The organism is Streptomyces sp. NBC_00539 (genome assembly GCF_036346105.1).
Classification (GTDB): Bacteria; Actinomycetota; Actinomycetes; order Streptomycetales; family Streptomycetaceae; genus Streptomyces.
Window position 1 is genome coordinate 4,894,339 of the sequence record NZ_CP107811.1, and the last position, 16,392, is coordinate 4,910,730.

The following is a 16,392-nucleotide window of genomic DNA, read 5'->3' on the forward strand; positions in this document are numbered from 1 at the left end:
ACAGGTCTACGCGAACAGCGTCCGGCCCCACCAGTCGTCCTTGTCGCGGACGCCCGGCGGGACGGCGAAGACGGCCGAACCCACGTGCTGGATGTATTCGTTGAGCGCGTCGTTCTTCGACAGGTTGCGCTGGACCGGGATGAAGCCCTTGCGGACGTCCCGCTGGTAGGCGAGGAAGAACAGACCCGCCTCCAGGCGGCCCAGCCCGTCCGTGCCGTCCGTGAAGGAGTAGCCGCGGCGCAGGATCCTCGCACCGTTGTTGCTGTCCGGGTGGGCGAGGCGGACGTGCGCCTCGGGCTTCATGGCCTTGAGGAAGGGCTCGTCGCGCTCCTTCGACTTGCCGACGGGGGCGCCCTCGCCCTTGTCGCGGCCGAAGACGTCCTCCTGCTCCTGGAGGGAGGTGCGGTCCCAGGTCTCGATGTGCATCCGGATGCGGCGGGCGACCAGGTACGAGCCTCCGGCCATCCACGGGCTGCCGTCGGACGCGGCCGCCCAGACGTGCTGGTCGAGTGCCGCCCGGTCGGTGCCCGAGATGTTCCGGGTGCCGTCCTTGAAGCCCATCATGTTGCGCGGGGTCTGCGCGTCCGGGGTGGTGGACGAGGTCTTGCCGAAGCCGAGCTGCGACCAGCGGACCGCCGTCTTGCCGAAGCCGATGCGGGCCAGCTGGCGGATGGCGTGCACCGCGACCTGCGGGTCGTCCGCGCAGGCCTGGACGCAGAGGTCGCCGCCGGAGCGGGCCGGGTCCAGGTTGTCGCCGGGGAACTGCTCCAGGTCCACCAGGGCCTCGGGGCGCTTGTCCTCCAGCCCGAAGCGGTCCTTGGCGAACAGGCCCGGCCCGAAACCGATCGTCAGGGTCAGCCGGGACGCCTTGAGGCCCAGCGCCTCACCCGTGTCGTCCGGCGGGGCCTCCGGGAGGCCGCCGAAGCCGCCCTCGCCGACGGGGTGCCCGGCGGTCATCAGCCGGGCCGCCTCCGTCCAGTCCTTGAGGAGCTTGATCAGCTCCTCGCGGTCCTTCGTCTTCACGTCGAAGGCCGCGAAGTGCAGGCGGTCCTGGACGGCGCTCGCGATGCCGGCCTGGTGCTCGCCGTGGAAGGGCACGGCCGCCCCGGCCGAGGCCGCCGGCACCACGTCCGACGTGCCGCCGAACGCCGCGACCGCACCGCCGGCCGCGGCGGCGCCCAGCGCCAGCCCGGCCCCGCCCCAGCCGAGTACGGCACGCCGCGAGGGCGCGGTCGCCCCCTCGGGGGTGTCGTCGCCGTCGTGCTCCGCCGCTACCGGCTCCGTGCCAGTCATCCCGGTCCTCCCGCCTGCTCCGCTGTTCCCGACCGTTACTTCGTGACCGCTGCGGCCAGCTTGGAGAGCGGCTCGGCCAGCGCGTTCACGGCGTCCGAGAGCTCCTTGCGCTCCGGGTCGCCGACCTTGTCGTAGGAGGTGAAGTCGTAACCGTTCTTGTCCGCGCGGTGCTTGTCGAGCAGCGCGTCCAGCGCGGCGAACTGGGTGTCGAGCGTCTTGGCGAGCTCCGGGTCGTTCTTCGCGGCGACCGGCTTGAGCAGCTCGTACGCCTTCTGCGCACCCTCGACGTTCGCCTTGAAGTCCACCAGGTCGGTGTGGCTGTAGCGCTCTTCCTCACCCGTCACCTTGCCGGTGGCGACCTCGTCGAGGAGCTCCTTGGCGCCGTTGGCCATCGAGGTGGGGGTGATCTCCGCCGTGCCGATCTTCTTCTGCCAGTCGGTCACGTCGGTCATCAGGGTGTCGGCGAGCTTCTTCTCGTCGTCGCCGATCTTGTTGTCGGCCCACAGCGCCTTCTCCAGGCGGTGCCAGCCGGTCCAGTCCTTCGCCGGGTCCTGGCCCGCCTCCAGGCCGTCCTCGCGGACGTCGACCTTCGGGTCGATGTCGCCGAAGGACTCCGCGACCGGCTCGGTGCGCTCCCAGCCGATGCGGGAGACGGCGTAGGCCTTCTTCGCGGCCTCGACGTCACCGGCCTTCACCGCGTCCACGAAGGCATTGGTGGTGGGCAGGGACTCGTCGGCCTGCGCCTGCACGTACTTGCGGTAGTCGGCGACCGCGGCGTCCAGCTCGGGGCTGCGTTTGGCCGCGGTGCCGCCGGTGGCCTTGACCTTCTGGCGGATGCCGTCGCCCTTCATGCCGGGCTTGCAGGCGATCTCGTAGTCGCCCGCCTTGATCTCGGCGGTGATGGTGGCCTTGGTGCCGGGGCCGATGTTCTCGCGCTCGGCGACGATGCGGTCGTCCGGGAAGAGGACGTAGACCTCGGTGACCTTGGAGCCCTTGTTGTCGACCTCGATGGTGACCTTGCCCGCGGGGAACTCCGTCTTGGAGACGCCGCAGGCGCTGTCGGAGGCGGCCACCTGGAGCGTGCCCTCGCCACCCGCCGCGCTCTTCTCGGCGCAGCCGGTCACGGCGGTGAGCGCGGCCACTGCGGCAGCCGCGGTGACGACGGTGAAGCGGGCGGGGCGCATAGGGGCTCCTGGCGGGTCTGGCGTTCGGCAGACGGCCGCCCCGTCGGATGGGGGGCGGCCGGGTGAGGCGGACCTAACTTAACCGAGGCTTACCTGACCCCGCGCCGCGCGTCCAGTGATTCGGCGCACACCGCCCCCCGCCGGACACGGGGCCGTCACGGAGCCCTCACGGGCGAGCCACGGGAAGGTCAAGCGGAGGCAAAGGAGGGAGCCCGTGCTTGAATGCCGGGGTGAATGATCTCGACGTGCTCGCCGTCTTCTGCGCGGGCGACGGCCGTCACGGCAACCTGCTCGGAGTCGTGCGCGACGGCCGCAGCTGCCCCGACGACGCCTCCCGGCAGGCCCTTGCGGCGGAGCTCGGATACAGCGAGACGGTCTTCGTCGACGACCCCGAACGCGGGGTCGTGGACATCCGCACGCCCGGCACCCGGATGGCCTTCGCGGGCCACCCGCTGGTCGGGGTCGCCTGGCTGCTCGACATCGAGGAACTCCAGCCGCCGGCCGGCTCCGTGTGGGCCCGCGACGACGGGGAGTTCACCTGGATCACCGCCCGCCCCGAATGGGTCGAGGGCAAGCGCACCGAGCAGTACGCGAGCGCCGCGGAGGTGGAGGCGCTGCCCTCCCCGCCGCCGGGGGAGGGCTGGCTGTACGCCTGGGCCTGGGAGGACGAGGCCGCCGGACGGATCCGGGCCCGCGGCTTCCCCCGCCGCCCGGACGGGGCGATCACCGAGGACGAGGCCACCGGCTCGGCGGCGGTCCTGCTGACGGCCGAGCTGAACCGGGCACTGAACATCACCCAGGGCGCGGGCTCCCAGATCCTCACCGCCCCCGGCCCGGACGGAACGGTCGAACTGGGCGGCCGCGTCCGCTTCGCGCCCCGGGAGCCGTGAGTGCGTCTCCCGCGGCTCACGCGTCTCCCGCGGCTCACGCGTGTCGCGCGGCCGGCTACGCGCTGAGGGGGAACTGCTCGCCCAGCTCGCGGAACACCGCGCCGTTGAGCTCGAAAGCGAGCTTGCACTCGTCGATGATGCGCTGCTTCTCCAGGTCGTCGGCGGCGATCGCGTCGAGCAGCTCCCGGTAGCCCCGCTTGAACGCCGCCGGGTTGGCGATGTCCGCGAAGACGTAGAACCGCACCCCGTCGCCCCGGCGCTCGAAGCCCCAGGTCCGCTCCGCCCTGTCCCGGATGATCTGGCCGCCCGAGAGGTCGCCCAGGTAGCGGGTGTAGTGGTGGGCGACGTACCCGCCGGGCCAGGTCGCCGCGCACCGGGCCACCCGGTCCGCGTACGCCCGCGTCGCGGGCAGGGCGGTGACGGTCTCGCGCCACCCCGGGCCGCGCAGGTGCGCCAGATCCCGCTCGATCTGCGCGACGCGCATCAGCTCCGGCCGGATGAACGGCCCCGCGACCGGATCGCCCTCGAGCGCCTCGGCCGCGTCCTCCAGCGCCCGGTACACGAACCACAGCTGCTCGGTGTAGCGGGCGTACGCGGCCACGCCGAGCCGGCCGCCCAGCAGGTCGCTCATGAACGTCGAGGTCTCGGCCTCGGTGTGCTGCTCGTGCGAGGCGACACGGATGGCCGTGGAGAAGGCGTCCAAGGCGGACCTCCGAGGGTTCGCGTAGGAGGAGCGGGCGTCACGAGGACGGGCGTCGGCGGGCGCGGGCACGGCGGCCCCGCCGCCCCGCCCGGTCTCCCCACCAGTCTTCCCGACGCCGTGTCGGCAAAAACCTCGTCCGCCGCCCGCTGCCGCCCGCTGCCGCTCATGCCGCCGCGCCGCCTGCTGCCGCCCGCTCCGCTACGGCAGGGTCAGGATCTCCGCCCCGGAGTCGGTCACGACCAGCGTGTGCTCGAACTGCGCGGTGCGCTTGCGGTCCTTGGTGACGACCGTCCAGCCGTCGGCCCACATGTCGTACTCGTGCGTGCCCAGCGTCAGCATCGGCTCGATGGTGAAGGTCATGCCGGGCTCGATGACGGTGGTCGCGTGCGGGCTGTCGTAGTGCGGGATGATCAGGCCCGAGTGGAACGACGTGTTGATGCCGTGCCCCGTGAAGTCCCGGACCACGCCGTAGCCGAAACGCTTCGCGTACGACTCGATGACCCGGCCGATGACGTTGATCTGGCGGCCCGGCTTGACCGCCTTGATGGCCCGGTTCAGGGACTCGCGGGTGCGCTCCACCAGCAGGCGCGACTCCTCGTCCACCTCGCCGCACAGGTAGGTGGCGTTGTTGTCGCCGTGGACGCCGCCGATGTACGCGGTCACGTCGAGGTTCACGATGTCGCCGTCCCGCAGGACGGTCGAGTCGGGGATCCCGTGACAGATGACCTCGTTGACCGAGGCGCACAGGGACTTCGGGAAGCCGCGGTAGCCGAGCGTCGAGGGGTAGGCACCGTGGTCGCACATGAACTCGTGCGCGACCCGGTCCAGCTCGTCGGTGGTCACGCCCGGCGCGATGTGCTTGGCGGCCTCTTCCATCGCCCGGGCGGCGATCCGGCCGGCGGTGCGCATCGCCTCGATGGTCTCGGGCGTCTGCACCTCCGGTCCGGTGTAGGGCGTGGGCCCGGGTTTGCCCACGTACTCGGGCCGGCGGATGTTGCCGGGAACGGAACGGGCGGGGGAGAGCTCGCCGGGTACGAGCAGCGACTGGCCAGACATGCAAGCGAGTGTATCCAGCGGGGATGGGGCAGCATGGCGACAGAGAGCGGCGGGAGCCGCAACGAGAGGAGCCGGCGGACGATGGCCCTGTTCAAGAAGCGCCAGACGGGCAAACCGGGCGAGTGGTACTACTGCCTGGTCCACCACAAGGTCGAGGAAGGCCCCGAGTGCCCGGCCAAGGACCGGTTCGGCCCGTACTCCAGCCCCGAGGAGGCGGCCCACGCCATGGAGACCGCCGAGGAGCGGAACCTGGAGTGGCAGAACGACCCCAAGTGGAACGACAAGACCGGCGACGGCGGCGGACCGGACGGACCGGACGGGAGCGCGCCCTCTCCCTAGGCCCGGACCGGCGCCCCGCCGCGCGGCCTACCAGCGGCTGGGTGGCGGCGCGGTGAGCTGGTCGGCCAGCCGCGCCAGCCGGTCCCGCAGCCGGCGCGGCCCGCCGCGCGGCCCGGGCAGGTGGTTCTCCCCGGCCGCCGCGCTCACCAGGTGCTGCACGGTGTCCAGGTCCAGCTCGGCGGTGGCGTCCGGCACCGACAGCGCCTCGTGGGCCAGCGTGCCCAGGTCGGGGTCCCCGCCGTCCAGGGACAGTACGGTCGCCCCGGCCCGGCGGGCGTCGTGGACGCGCTCCAGCAGACCCCCGCCCGGCTGTTCCGGGGCGACCACCAGCAGGGTGTGCCCGCGCCGGGCCGCCTCCAGCCGGCTCAGCCCCACCGACAGGTGCGGCGGTTCACCCGGCCGCACCAGGTGGCGTACGAGGGTCGGCGCCAGCTGGGGCAGTCCCGACCAGGCGGCCTCGTCCACCAGGTGGGCGGCCAGGTGCCAGGGCTCGTACCGCTCGGTGCCCACCAGCAGCAGGTTCCCTCCGGCCGGTACGACCGAGCGGCGAAGCGCACCGGCGAACCGGCGCGCGGCGCCGGGCCACTGCGTACCGGCGAGCACCTCGCGCAGCAGCGCGACCCTCACGGCGTCCATGGCGGCATCCTGCCGCAGACGCGGTCGGTACGGTGGGCACTTCCCCGGGATGCCTCCCGACGGGTGGGGGGGACGGTACTCGGCAGTACCTTTGCCCCCATGACTACCTCAGACAGCACGCAGAAGCCGCCGGCCAAGGACCCCTGGGACCTGCCGGACGTCTCGGGCCTCGTCGTCGGCGTCCTCGGCGGCACCGGTGACCAGGGCCGCGGCCTGGCCTACCGCTTCGCCCGGGCCGGCCAGAAGGTGATCATCGGCTCCCGCGCCGCCGACCGCGCGCGGGCCGCCGCCGGGGAACTGGGCCTGGGCGTGGAGGGCGCGGACAACGCCGAGTGCGCGCGGCGCAGCGACATCGTGATCATCGCGGTGCCGTGGGAAGGCCACGCGAAGACCCTCGAAGCGCTGCGCGAGGACCTCGCGGGCAAGCTGGTGGTGGACTGCGTCAACCCGCTCGGCTTCGACAAGCAGGGCGCGTACGCCCTCCAGGTCCCCGAGGGCAGCGCCGCCCAGCAGGCCGCGGCCCTGCTCCCCGACTCCCGGGTCACGGCGGCCTTCCACCACCTCTCGGCGGTGCTGCTCCAGGACGAGTCGGTCGAGGAGATCGACACCGACGTGATGGTCCTCGGCGAATCCCGCGCCGACACCGACGTGGTCCAGGCCCTCACGGCCCGCGTCCCGGGCATGCGCGGCGTCTTCGCGGGCCGCCTGCGCAACGCCCACCAGGTCGAAGCCCTGGTCGCCAACCTCATCTCCACGAACCGCCGCTACAAGTCCCACGCGGCCCTGCGCATCACGGACGTCTGACCCCGGACCCACCCTGCCCGGCGGTCAGCCGCGTCGCGCGGAACGCCCGTCCAGCACGCCCAGCTGTGCGATGACGCCGTGATAGAAGCGGTCCACGGCGTCATCCACGCTGCGGATGAAGCCCGAATCCGTGTTGCCCCGGGAACTCCCCATTCCCTTGACCAGGGACAGCCGGAACCCGGTGGCCGGCGCCCCGCCCTTGGGCAGTAGATTGCCCGGTTCGGGACGCAGCCGTTCCAGCGTGCCGCGCGGGCCGTTCCCACCCTCCATCAGTGTCTCCACGTGAAGATCGGCCGGTGCCTCGGCCAGCGTCCGCAGCAGCTTCTTCGCCATGGCCAGGGGGTACGAACCCGCAGGCGCGGGGATTTCCACTGACGTGCGGATCCTGGCCGTCCGCAGGTCGGCGGTGACCGCGACGACACTGTTCGTCCCGTCGATCCGGAATTCCGCCGTCAGTCGCCCGTCCGCGCAGAGCCTCTCGGCCGCGGCGAGCCGCCGTTCCTTCGGGTCGCTACCGCGCCGGGCCCGCTGCACCGGCAGCGCCTTCTGGCCCAGTTCACCACCGAGGCGCAGGCACGTCTGGCGGATGAGCCGCTCCCAGCTCTCCACGACGTCCACCGCCCGGCTGTCATCGACGCAGAGCGTCTCGTCCTCGATGCCGTTACGAACGGCCACCCAGGAGGGGCCCATGTTCTGGAAGCCGTGGCAGCCGGAGTTCTCGTGCTGGAGGTACTGCAAGAACTCCTGGACGAGCCACGCATGTGCTGCGTTCCCCACGCCCTCGTGCCGGATCAGCATCTGGGCCTGGTGGGCCACCTCGGCCCAGGAAAGGTGCCAGAGACCGACCTTGTGCTTCCGTCGTCCGTCGATCTTGATGTCGACGACGTCCGAGCCTTCGAGGGCCACGTCGTTGGAGAGGGTGATCACGGCCTCGTAGCCGCGCCGAGCCGCGATGTCCACGTACTGCTGCACCTGCTCGGGCTTGAGCGGGTTCCCGTTGGTCTTCGTCTCCACCAGGGCCGTCCACAGCTTCCCGGCACGTTCCACCCGGATCACACCGTCCGGCCGGCGCGGGGTGTCGCCGTGGGGGAGGGACACCTCGGTGAAGGTCTGCATGCGGCCCGTCGGGGCGCCGAACGCGGCCGTGAGCCGACGCCCCAGTTCGGGCACCTGGGCCATGACGGACAGCAGCACGGAGGTGGCGCGGACCTCCCGTTCACGGTCGCTCTTGAGCGAGGGGACCGGAAACAGACGCGCCATCTGCCAAGCGTCGCTCTCGGCGAGCGACTTCTGGTCCTTGGGGAGCGTGACCTTCTTCTTGGTGGTCCGGGGCCCCTTGGAACGCTGCGCGGGGATGCTCGCGGCTTCGGCCCCGGCGCCTTCCGGGGCCGCCGAACCAACCGGTGCTTGCGGCGCTTCCGCTTCCTTGCTCGTCAAGGGGCCGGGCGCTTTCGCTCCGTCGGCGTCCTCGGGTCCCTCGATGGCCGTGGTGCCTTCGGCGTGTTCGGTGGCTCCGGTCTGTTCGGGCTCCTCGCTGTCGTCGAGCACCACGATGCCGAAGTCGGTGGCGAGACCGGCCAGACCGGTTTCGTACCCCTGGCCCACGGCCCGGAACTTCCATTCGTCGCCTCGCCGGTACAGCTCACCGAAGATGAACGCCGTCTCGGGGCCCGCGTCGTCGATGGAGAATCCGACCAGCGCCTCCCCGGACCGGTCCGCGACCGTCATCCGCAGATCGTCGAGGTCCCCGAAGCGCGCGCCGCCGTACTGGCTGGCCGCAACGACGATCCGTGTGACGTCCTCCGGCACCGCCGTCAGATCCAGGCTGATGCGGTCCTCGTCACCGCTCTCGGTCGGAGCCTTGCCGAGCAGCCGCACGCTGCCGTCGGCGGCGGCCGGGTGGTTGTAGAAGTAGAAGTCGTTCTCGCTGCGGATCTTGCCACTCGCGTCCAGCAGCAGAACGGAGACGTCAGCGTCTCCGGCTCCCGATGCACTCGTCCAGCCAAGGCTCACGACAACCGCTCCGGCGTCCTCGCTGAGAGCGGTCAGACTGACGTTCGCGCCCTTGGAGATCTCCTGCATGTGTCCCCCCGTTCGCCGGCTTCGCCCCTGTGGACACAGCCCCCGGCGAACCGTAACGGGGTGCCGGGCGAAAGAGCGGCTGAAGAGGAAAATGCGATGATATGCACCCGGCGGTCAGCGGTGGGACGGGTGAGGGCGGCGGGTGGGTGGGGATGGGGGACACTGGAGGGGCTCGACCCCTTCTGTGCCGCCGAGGAGCTCTGCCGCATGCCCCGCCTTGCCGTGTTCGCCGTTGTCGTCTGCCTCATGTCCGTGGCCGCGGCCGTGGTCGCCTTCGTGGAGGGCAGCTTCCTCGGGATCGTCTGGGTCCTGCTGGCCGGTCTGACCTCCAACATGGCCTGGTACTACGTCCGCAAGGCCAAGGCGGAGAAGCAGGCCTGACCGGCCGCCGGACGCCCGCTAGCCCTTGCGGCGGGGCTGCTTGATCTTGATGCGGCCGGTCCGTGGGTGCCCGACGACCGTGAGCACCGGGGCGGCCGGGTCCGCGGGCGCCGAGACCTGGTTGGCGATGTGCGCCGTATTGGTGCTCGACCCGTCGATGCGCACCGCCCAGCCCTGCGGGACGACCAGCTGGATGCTGCCCGATCCGCACCGCGCCTCGACGGTGACCTCACCGTGCAGGCAGATCGCCTCGGTGAAGTCGATCACGATGCTCAGCATCTTGCACTCGGCGACGATCCTGCGCGGGACCGTCCACCGGCCGTGCTGCTTGATGCTGCTCATACCGGTCTTGAGGACGAGCGTGTCCGCTTCGGTCCCGGGACGTACCCCCGAACCCCGCCCCTGCGGCAAGTCGGCCACCAGCACGTCCAGTTCGCCGTAGGTCTTCGCGGCGTACGCGCGATCGAGCCGCTCCTCCAACTCGGCGAGGCCGAGCCGGCCCTCACCGGCGGCGACCCGCAGCTGCTCGGCCACCGCTTCCCGGTCCACGTCCGCTGCCCGGAGCTCCACCGTGTCCCGCACCGACGGCTCCGGCGACTCCTGCTCCCCATTGATCATGGTCATGGACTGTAATCGCAGTGAAGCGGCCCGGCGCTACGGGAGCGTGCAGTAGCCGTCGGTCTCCTGCCAGAAGCGGTAGAGGTTGTGGCCGCAGTACGTCTCCAGGTCGGACACGCCCAGCGCGCCGAGGACATCGGTGACCCGGTCGAAGAAGAACACGTTCACCTCGGGGATCCACAGCAGCGCGAACACGCCGATCAGGGCGAAAGGTGCGAGCGGCGCCACCTCGCGGCGCACCCGCTGGGACAGCCAGGGCTCGATGACCCCGTAGCCGTCCAGCCCCGGGACCGGCAGGAAGTTCAAGATCGCCGCCGAGACCTGGAGCAGCGCGAGGAAGGCCAGGGCGAAGCGGAAGACGAGGGGCACGCCGTCGAGGGCGTGCAGCCAGAACGGCGCCGTGCACACGGCCGCGAACAGCACGTTGGTCAGCGGGCCCGCCGCCGAGACGAGGCTGTGCTTCCAACGGCCGCGGATCCTGTCCCGCTCGATGTACACGGCGCCGCCGGGCAGGCCCAGACCGCCCAGGATCACGAACACCACCGGCAGCACGATGCTGAGGAGCGCGTGCGTGTACTTGAGCGGATTCAGCGTCAGGTAGCCCTTGGCCCCCACCGAGATGTCACCGCCGTGCAGGGCGGTACGGGCGTGCGCGTACTCGTGCAGGCACAGGGAGACCACCCACGCGGACGTCACGAAGAGGAACACGGCGAGCCCGGGGCTCGTCGCGTAGCCGGTCCACACGGCCCAGCCGGTGACCGCCATGACGGCGACGATGCCCAGAAACACGGAACTGACCCGCCGCTCGGAGCGGCTCCCCTGGTGACTCATGCGGCGAAACCTATCCCGGCCGGTAAATCGGTCGGGCCCGGGGGCCCGGGCAGCGACAATGGGCCGGTGCGTTACGCGATTCTCGGCACCGCCCAGGCCACTCGCGACGACGGGACCCCCGTCGCCGTCGGCGGAGCGCGCCTGCGGGCCCTGCTGACCGCGCTGGCGCTGCGGCCCGGCCGCACGGTGCCGGCGGACCTGCTGGTCGACCAGGTCTGGGACGGGGACCCGCCCGCCGACGGCATCGCCGCGCTCCAGGCCCTCGTGGCCCGGCTGCGGCGCACTCTGGGGCACGAGGCCGTGCGCTCCGCCGGGGGCGGCTACCTGCTGGCCGCCGACCGGGACGACATCGACCTCTACCGCTTCGAGCGGCTGGCCGGCTGCGCCGCTGCGGAGCCGGACCCGGCCCGGGCCGCCGCCCTGTACGACGAGGCCCTCGCCCTGTGGCGCGGACCGGCGCTGGCCTCCCTGCCCGACCCCGCGGCCGAGTCCGCGCGCTGGGAGGCCGTACGGACGGACGCGCGCCGGGGCCGGCTGGCGGCGGCCCTCGCGCTGGGGCAGGCGGAGCGGGTCCTGCCGGAGCTGGGCGCGCTGTGCGCCGAGCAGCCGCTGGACGAGCCGTCGCAGGCGCTGCGGATCCGCGCCCTGCGCGACGCGGGCCGGCCGGCGGAGGCACTGGCCGCCTACGAGCAGGTCCGGCGGGACCTCGCAGACCGCCTGGGCGCCGACCCGGGCCCCGCCCTGCGTGCCCTGCACGCCGAACTGCTGACCCCCGCGCCGGTCCCCGTACCGACGCCGGTCCCCGTACCTGCGCCGGCCCCCGCACCGCCCGAGCCGGCGCCGGTACGGGGCAACCTGAGGGCCCGGCTCACCACCTTCGTCGGCCGCGAGGAGGACATCCGGGTCATCGGCGACGACCTCGCCCGCGCCCGCCTCGTCACGCTGCTCGGTCCCGGCGGGGCGGGCAAGACCCGGCTCTCGCAGGAGGCCGCCGAGGCCCAGGCCCCCGACGGCCTGCCCGACGGGGTGTGGCTGGTGGAGCTGGCACCCGTGGACGACCCCGAAGACGTGCCCGAGGCGGTACTCGCCGCGCTCGGAGCCCGCGAGACCAAGCTGCGCGGCGCCGCCGCCGAGGAACTGCGGGCGCTGACCGACCGCAACGGCGACGACCCCCTCGAACGGCTCGTCGACCACTGCGCACGACGGCGGCTCCTGCTGCTCCTGGACAACTGCGAACACGTCGTCAAGGCCGCCGCCGCCCTCGCCGAGGAACTCCTCGCCCGCTGCCCCGGCGTACGCATCCTGGCCACCAGCCGCGAACCCCTCGGGGTGCCGGGGGAGACGCTGCGTCCGGTGGAACCGCTGCCCGACCCGGTCGCGCTACGGCTGCTCGCCGACCGGGGGGCCGCCGCCCGCCCCGGGTTCCGGACGGAGGACGACCCGGAGGCCGCCGCCGAGATCTGCCGCCGCCTCGACGGACTGCCGCTCGCCATCGAACTCGCCGCCGCCCGGCTGCGGCTGCTGACCGCCCGGCAGATCGCCGACCGGCTGGACGACCGGTTCCGCCTGCTCACCAGTGGCTCCCGAACCGTCCTGCCGCGCCAGCAGACGCTGCGCGCCGTCGTGGACTGGTCCTGGGACCTGCTCGACGCCCCCGAACGGGCCGTGCTGCGCAGGCTGTCGGTCTTCGCGGGCGGCTGCGACCTGGCCGCCGCCGAAGCCGTCTGCGGCGGGGCCGGTGAGACCGGGGCCGGTGAGACCGGGCCCGCCGGCTCCCGGGCTGCCGCCCGGGACGGCTCCGGCGCCCGGGACGGCTCCGGCCCGCGGGACGGCGCCGACGTGCTCTTCCTGCTCGGTTCGCTCGTGGACAAGTCCCTCGTCGTCGCCGCCCCGGGCCCGGACGGCGGCATGCGCTACCGGCTGCTGGAGACCGTCGCCGAGTACGCGGCCGAGCGCCTCCACGACATGCCCGGCGACCGCGCCGCCACCGAGCGCCGCCACCTCACCCACTACCGCGAACTCGCCCGCACCACCGAGCCGCTGCTGCGCGGCCACGGCCAGCGCGAGGCCGGCGAGCGGCTGGCGGTCGAGTACGAGAACATCCGTACCGCCCTGCGCCGCGCCGTCGCCACCAAGGACGTGGGCGAAGTGCTCTGCCTCGTGCACTCCCTGGGCTGGTACTGGCACATGCACGACCTGCGCGCCGAGAGCCGCCACTGGTCCGCCCTCGCCGCCGCCCTCGGCCCCGACCCCTTCGCCCCGCCCCTCGTCCCCGCCGAGCCCGTCCTGGAACTGATCGTCGACTCCCCGCCGCCGTACACGGGCGAAGTGCTCACCGAAGCCTGGCGAGGCGTGCAGATGATGTGCATGGCCTCCCGCGACCAGACCAGCACCGACTGGAGCAGTCCCGAGATACGGACGCAGGTCGAGGCGATCGTGCAGGTCTACCAGCCCGGTCTCCCGCAGACCTGCCGGTTCCCCGGCACCTTCTGGATCTTCGCCGTCATGATCAACGGGGACGTGGGCCTGCTCCGGCGCATCCTCGACGCGACCGTCGACACCTCACGCGAACTCGGCTACCGCTGGGCGTACGCCAACGCCCTCCAGCTGCGCGCCAACGTCCTCGCCAACCATGCCGACTGGAGCGGCGACGCCGCCCGCGACGCGGAGGAGAGCCTGGCCGTCTTCCGGGAGCTCGGCGACGCCTGGGGCTGCGCCGAAGCCCTGTCGGCCCGCGCGGAATCCCTGGAGAAGCGCGGTGAATTCGCCCTGGCGGCAGCCGACTTCCGGGCCGCCGTCGACTACGCCGAACGCCTCGGCGCCCAGGCGCAGGTCACCGTCCTGCGGGTGCGGCGGGCCGGGAGCCTCATCGAGAACGATCAGGTGGAGGAGGCCGAGGCGATCCTCGACGAGCTCATCGGGATCGTCCAGCAGTTCAACAACGAGGCCATGCCGGCCGCCCGGATGTTCCTCGCCGGCGTGTACGGCCGCACCGGCCGCATCCCCCAGGCCCGCGAGCTGCTCCTCTCGCTGCGCGAGGAGTTCGCCTCCGGCGCTTACGCGATCTTCGACTGCTTCCTGCTGGCGATGCTGGCCTGGCTCGACAACCAGGAGGGCAGGTACCGCGAGGCACTCGCGTTGAACCGGCAGGCCATGGCCGCCGCCCAGGACCCGCTCGCCACGATGGTCGCGCCGCAGATGCCAGCTGTCTTCATGATCACGGCGGCCGTCTCCCTCGTCGGACTGGGCGGCCGCGAGCGCGCCTACGACGCGGCCCGGCTGGTCGGGGCCTACCGGGCCCTGCTGCCGCCCGGGCACGTCCCGGTCTCCACCGAACGCGCCGACGCCGCCCGCGCCGAGGAAGGGGCGCGTGCGGTACTGGGCGACGCCGTCTTCGAGGCGGCTCGCGCCGAAGGCGGCGGCCTCACCCTGGAGGAGGCCACCGCCCTCTTCTGATCCGCCCCCCGTACGGGGCAGGTCCGTCCCGGGACGCGATCCGAAACGGACCGGCCCCCCGGATCAGGTCTTCTGGCGGAACTTGCGCACCGCGAGCGGCATGGTGACGAGCGTGATGGCCACGGACCAGGCCAGGGTCACCCAGACCGGGTGGGCGACCGCGCCGCCGTTGATCAGGCCGCGCGCCGCGTCGGCCAGGTTGGAGAGCGGGTTGTAGTCGGTGAAGGTCTGCAGCCAGCCCGGCATGGTCGACGGCGGGGCGAAGATCGAGCTGCCGAACTGGAGCGGCATCAGGACCAGCATGGCCATGCCCTGGACGGCCTGCGCGGTCTTCATGGTCAGACCGAGCAGGATGAAGATCCACATCAGAGAGGCGCCGAACACGGCGGACAGCCCGATGGACAGGAACAGGTCCAGTACGGAGGTCTTGATCGACAGGCCCAGCATGAAGCCGACGGCGAGCAGGATCGCGATGGCGACCATCATGCGGCCGAGTTCGACCACGATCTTGGCTATCAGCACGGAGGACCGGGCGATGGGCATGGACCGGAAGCGGTCCATCACGCCCTTCTTGAAGTCGTCGTTGACCCCCGTACCGACGCCCATGGCGATGTTCATGCCCATCATGGCCATCAGGCCCGGGACGACGTAGTTGACGTACGCCTCCTGCTGGCCCTTGCCGGAGATCGCGCCGCCGAAGACGAACACGAACAGCAGGGTGAAGATGATCGGCATGAACACGACGTCGAACATCGACTCGGGATCCTGCTTGATCTGCAGGGTGTTGCGGCGCACCAGGGCGCCGATGTGCCGCAGGTTGCCCCGCAGGCCGATCCGGCCCTCGCCGGCCGGTCCGGCGGCCGTGGCCGCCGGGGCGGCCGCGGGGGTACTGGGCTTGGACGTGGTGACGGTGCTCATGCCGCGACCTCCTCGGTCTGCTGGGCGGAGTCCTCGGAAGAGGGCTTCTGGCCGGTGATGGAAAGGAACACCTCGTCGAGGCTGGGGAGGTAGGTGCCGAGGTCGGCGATCGCGTACCCGCGGGCTGCCAGCAGGCCGACCACCGCGGTCAGCTGCTCGTCGCTGAGGATCGGCACCAGCAGCACGCCCTCGTCGGGCACGGCCTGGGAGCCGGCCACCCCGTCCAGCCCCGCCTCGGCCAACGCCCGGGCCATGCCCGGCAGCTCGGCGGAGGCGACGGGCCGGATGCGCAGGGTGCGGCCGCCGACCCGGGCCTTCAGCTCGTCGACCTTGCCCTTGGCGATGACCTTGCCCCGGTCGATGACCGTCAGCTCGTTGGCGAGCTGCTCGGCCTCCTCCATGTACTGGGTGGTCAGCAGGACGGTCGCGCCCTCCGCGACCATCCGCTGCACCTCGTCCCACACCTCGTTGCGGGTACGGGGGTCGAGGCCGGTGGTCGGCTCGTCCAAGTAGAGGACGGCCGGGCGGCCGATCATCGACGCCGCCAGGTCGAGCCGGCGCCGCATGCCGCCGGAATAGTGCATCGCGGCCTTCTTGGCGGCCTCGGTGAGCGAGAACCGCTCCAGCAGCTCGTCGGCGCGGGACCGGGCCTCCTTGCGGGGCAGGTCCAGCAGCCGGCCGATCATGTAGAGGTTCTCCCAGCCGGAGAGCTTCTCGTCGACCGAGGCGTACTGGCCGGTCAGGCCTATGGTGCGGCGCAGTTGCCGCGGCTGGCGGACCACGTCGAAGCCGGCGACCGTCGCCGTCCCGGCATCCGGGGTGATCAGGGTGGACAGGATGCGGACCAGGGTGGTCTTGCCGGCGCCGTTGGGGCCGAGGACCCCGAGGACGGTTCCCTCGCGCACGTCGAGGTCCACGCCGTCGAGGGCCTTGGTCTCGCCGTAGTGCTTGACCAGCCCCCGCACCTCTACGGCGTGCGAGCCGTTCAGGGGATTCTTGTCGTTTCGCGTCATGTCCACCATGGGACCATCGACCACTGACAAACCGCCGACAGAGGACCGACAGCGAACCGACGGGCGGCCGACGGGCCGAGACCACGCGCGTCCGGCGGCCCCTGCGGCGGCTCCCCCGGCTCCCCCTGCCGCGCCCCCGGGAGGGGCGACAGCCCGCCGGCACCGGAGCCGACGGGCTGTCAGACGGG

15 protein-coding genes are annotated in these 16,392 nt (G+C 72.3%); 5 read left to right on the forward strand and 10 right to left on the reverse strand.

Annotated features, from left to right (window positions below):
• Positions 1–6: 6 nt before the first annotated feature.
• Complete coding sequence (gene efeB, locus OG861_RS21970) at positions 7–1,293, reverse strand: iron uptake transporter deferrochelatase/peroxidase subunit (RefSeq protein ID WP_329194815.1); 1,287 nt, start codon at positions 1,291–1,293, stop codon at positions 7–9.
• Positions 1,294–1,328: 35 nt separating this feature from the next.
• Entirely contained in the window at positions 1,329–2,477 is a 1,149-nt protein-coding gene (gene efeO, locus OG861_RS21975) for an iron uptake system protein EfeO (RefSeq protein WP_329194813.1), read from the reverse strand.
• Positions 2,478–2,707: 230 nt separating this feature from the next.
• Here efeO and OG861_RS21980 point away from each other — a divergent pair, with 230 nt between their 5' ends.
• On the forward strand, positions 2,708–3,367 hold the full coding sequence (locus OG861_RS21980) for a PhzF family phenazine biosynthesis protein (RefSeq protein WP_329194811.1): 660 nt from the start codon (positions 2,708–2,710) through the stop codon (positions 3,365–3,367).
• 55 nt (positions 3,368–3,422) lie between these two features.
• Here OG861_RS21980 and OG861_RS21985 read toward each other — a convergent pair whose 3' ends face one another.
• The gene (locus OG861_RS21985) at positions 3,423–4,070 is read right to left on the reverse strand and encodes a biliverdin-producing heme oxygenase (protein WP_329194809.1); all 648 of its coding nucleotides are present in this window, start codon (positions 4,068–4,070) and stop codon (positions 3,423–3,425) included.
• 198 nt (positions 4,071–4,268) lie between these two features.
• Positions 4,269–5,126, reverse strand: coding sequence for a type I methionyl aminopeptidase (gene map / locus OG861_RS21990; RefSeq protein ID WP_329194807.1), 858 nt, complete (start codon positions 5,124–5,126; stop codon positions 4,269–4,271).
• 81 nt (positions 5,127–5,207) lie between these two features.
• On the opposite strand from map, the gene OG861_RS21995 reads away from it, so the two are divergent.
• Positions 5,208–5,465, forward strand: coding sequence for a hypothetical protein (locus OG861_RS21995; protein ID WP_329202150.1), 258 nt, complete (start codon positions 5,208–5,210; stop codon positions 5,463–5,465).
• Positions 5,466–5,492: 27 nt separating this feature from the next.
• Here the strand turns inward: OG861_RS21995 and OG861_RS22000 are convergent, their stop codons facing one another.
• The gene (locus OG861_RS22000; RefSeq protein ID WP_329194806.1) at positions 5,493–6,101 is read right to left on the reverse strand and encodes a hypothetical protein; all 609 of its coding nucleotides are present in this window, start codon (positions 6,099–6,101) and stop codon (positions 5,493–5,495) included.
• Between the two features lie 99 nt (positions 6,102–6,200).
• Here OG861_RS22000 and npdG point away from each other — a divergent pair, with 99 nt between their 5' ends.
• A complete protein-coding gene (npdG, locus tag OG861_RS22005) occupies positions 6,201–6,905 on the forward strand; it encodes an NADPH-dependent F420 reductase (protein ID WP_329194805.1) in 705 nt (234 codons plus the stop codon).
• 24 nt (positions 6,906–6,929) lie between these two features.
• On the opposite strand, the gene OG861_RS22010 is transcribed toward npdG, so the two are convergent.
• Positions 6,930–8,987, reverse strand: a complete 2,058-nt coding sequence (locus tag OG861_RS22010) for a TerD family protein (protein WP_329194803.1) — start codon at positions 8,985–8,987, stop codon at positions 6,930–6,932.
• Between the two features lie 207 nt (positions 8,988–9,194).
• Between OG861_RS22010 and OG861_RS22015 the strand changes: the two genes are divergently transcribed.
• Entirely contained in the window at positions 9,195–9,368 is a 174-nt protein-coding gene (locus tag OG861_RS22015; RefSeq protein WP_329194801.1) for a hypothetical protein, read from the forward strand.
• An 18-nt stretch (positions 9,369–9,386) separates the two neighbouring features.
• On the opposite strand, the gene OG861_RS22020 is transcribed toward OG861_RS22015, so the two are convergent.
• Positions 9,387–9,992: a DUF1707 SHOCT-like domain-containing protein gene (locus OG861_RS22020; protein ID WP_329194799.1), complete on the reverse strand. Its 606-nt coding sequence runs from the start codon at positions 9,990–9,992 to the stop codon at positions 9,387–9,389.
• 30 nt (positions 9,993–10,022) lie between these two features.
• A complete protein-coding gene (locus tag OG861_RS22025; RefSeq protein ID WP_329194796.1) occupies positions 10,023–10,817 on the reverse strand; it encodes a site-2 protease family protein in 795 nt (264 codons plus the stop codon).
• A gap of 66 nt (positions 10,818–10,883) precedes the next feature.
• On the opposite strand from OG861_RS22025, the gene OG861_RS22030 reads away from it, so the two are divergent.
• Positions 10,884–14,273 carry a BTAD domain-containing putative transcriptional regulator gene (locus OG861_RS22030; RefSeq protein ID WP_329194794.1) on the forward strand — a complete coding sequence of 1,130 codons (3,390 nt, stop codon included), beginning with the start codon at positions 10,884–10,886 and terminating at the stop codon, positions 14,271–14,273.
• 63 nt (positions 14,274–14,336) lie between these two features.
• Here the strand turns inward: OG861_RS22030 and OG861_RS22035 are convergent, their stop codons facing one another.
• Together OG861_RS22035 and OG861_RS22040 are read right to left on the reverse strand one after the other, a co-directional pair.
• Positions 14,337–15,191, reverse strand: coding sequence for an ABC transporter permease (locus OG861_RS22035; protein ID WP_329194792.1), 855 nt, complete (start codon positions 15,189–15,191; stop codon positions 14,337–14,339).
• Positions 15,188–16,213, reverse strand: coding sequence for an ATP-binding cassette domain-containing protein (locus OG861_RS22040; RefSeq protein ID WP_329194790.1), 1,026 nt, complete (start codon positions 16,211–16,213; stop codon positions 15,188–15,190). Before OG861_RS22040 ends, OG861_RS22035 begins: the two co-directional genes overlap by 4 nt.
• Positions 16,214–16,392: the final 179 nt, after the last annotated feature.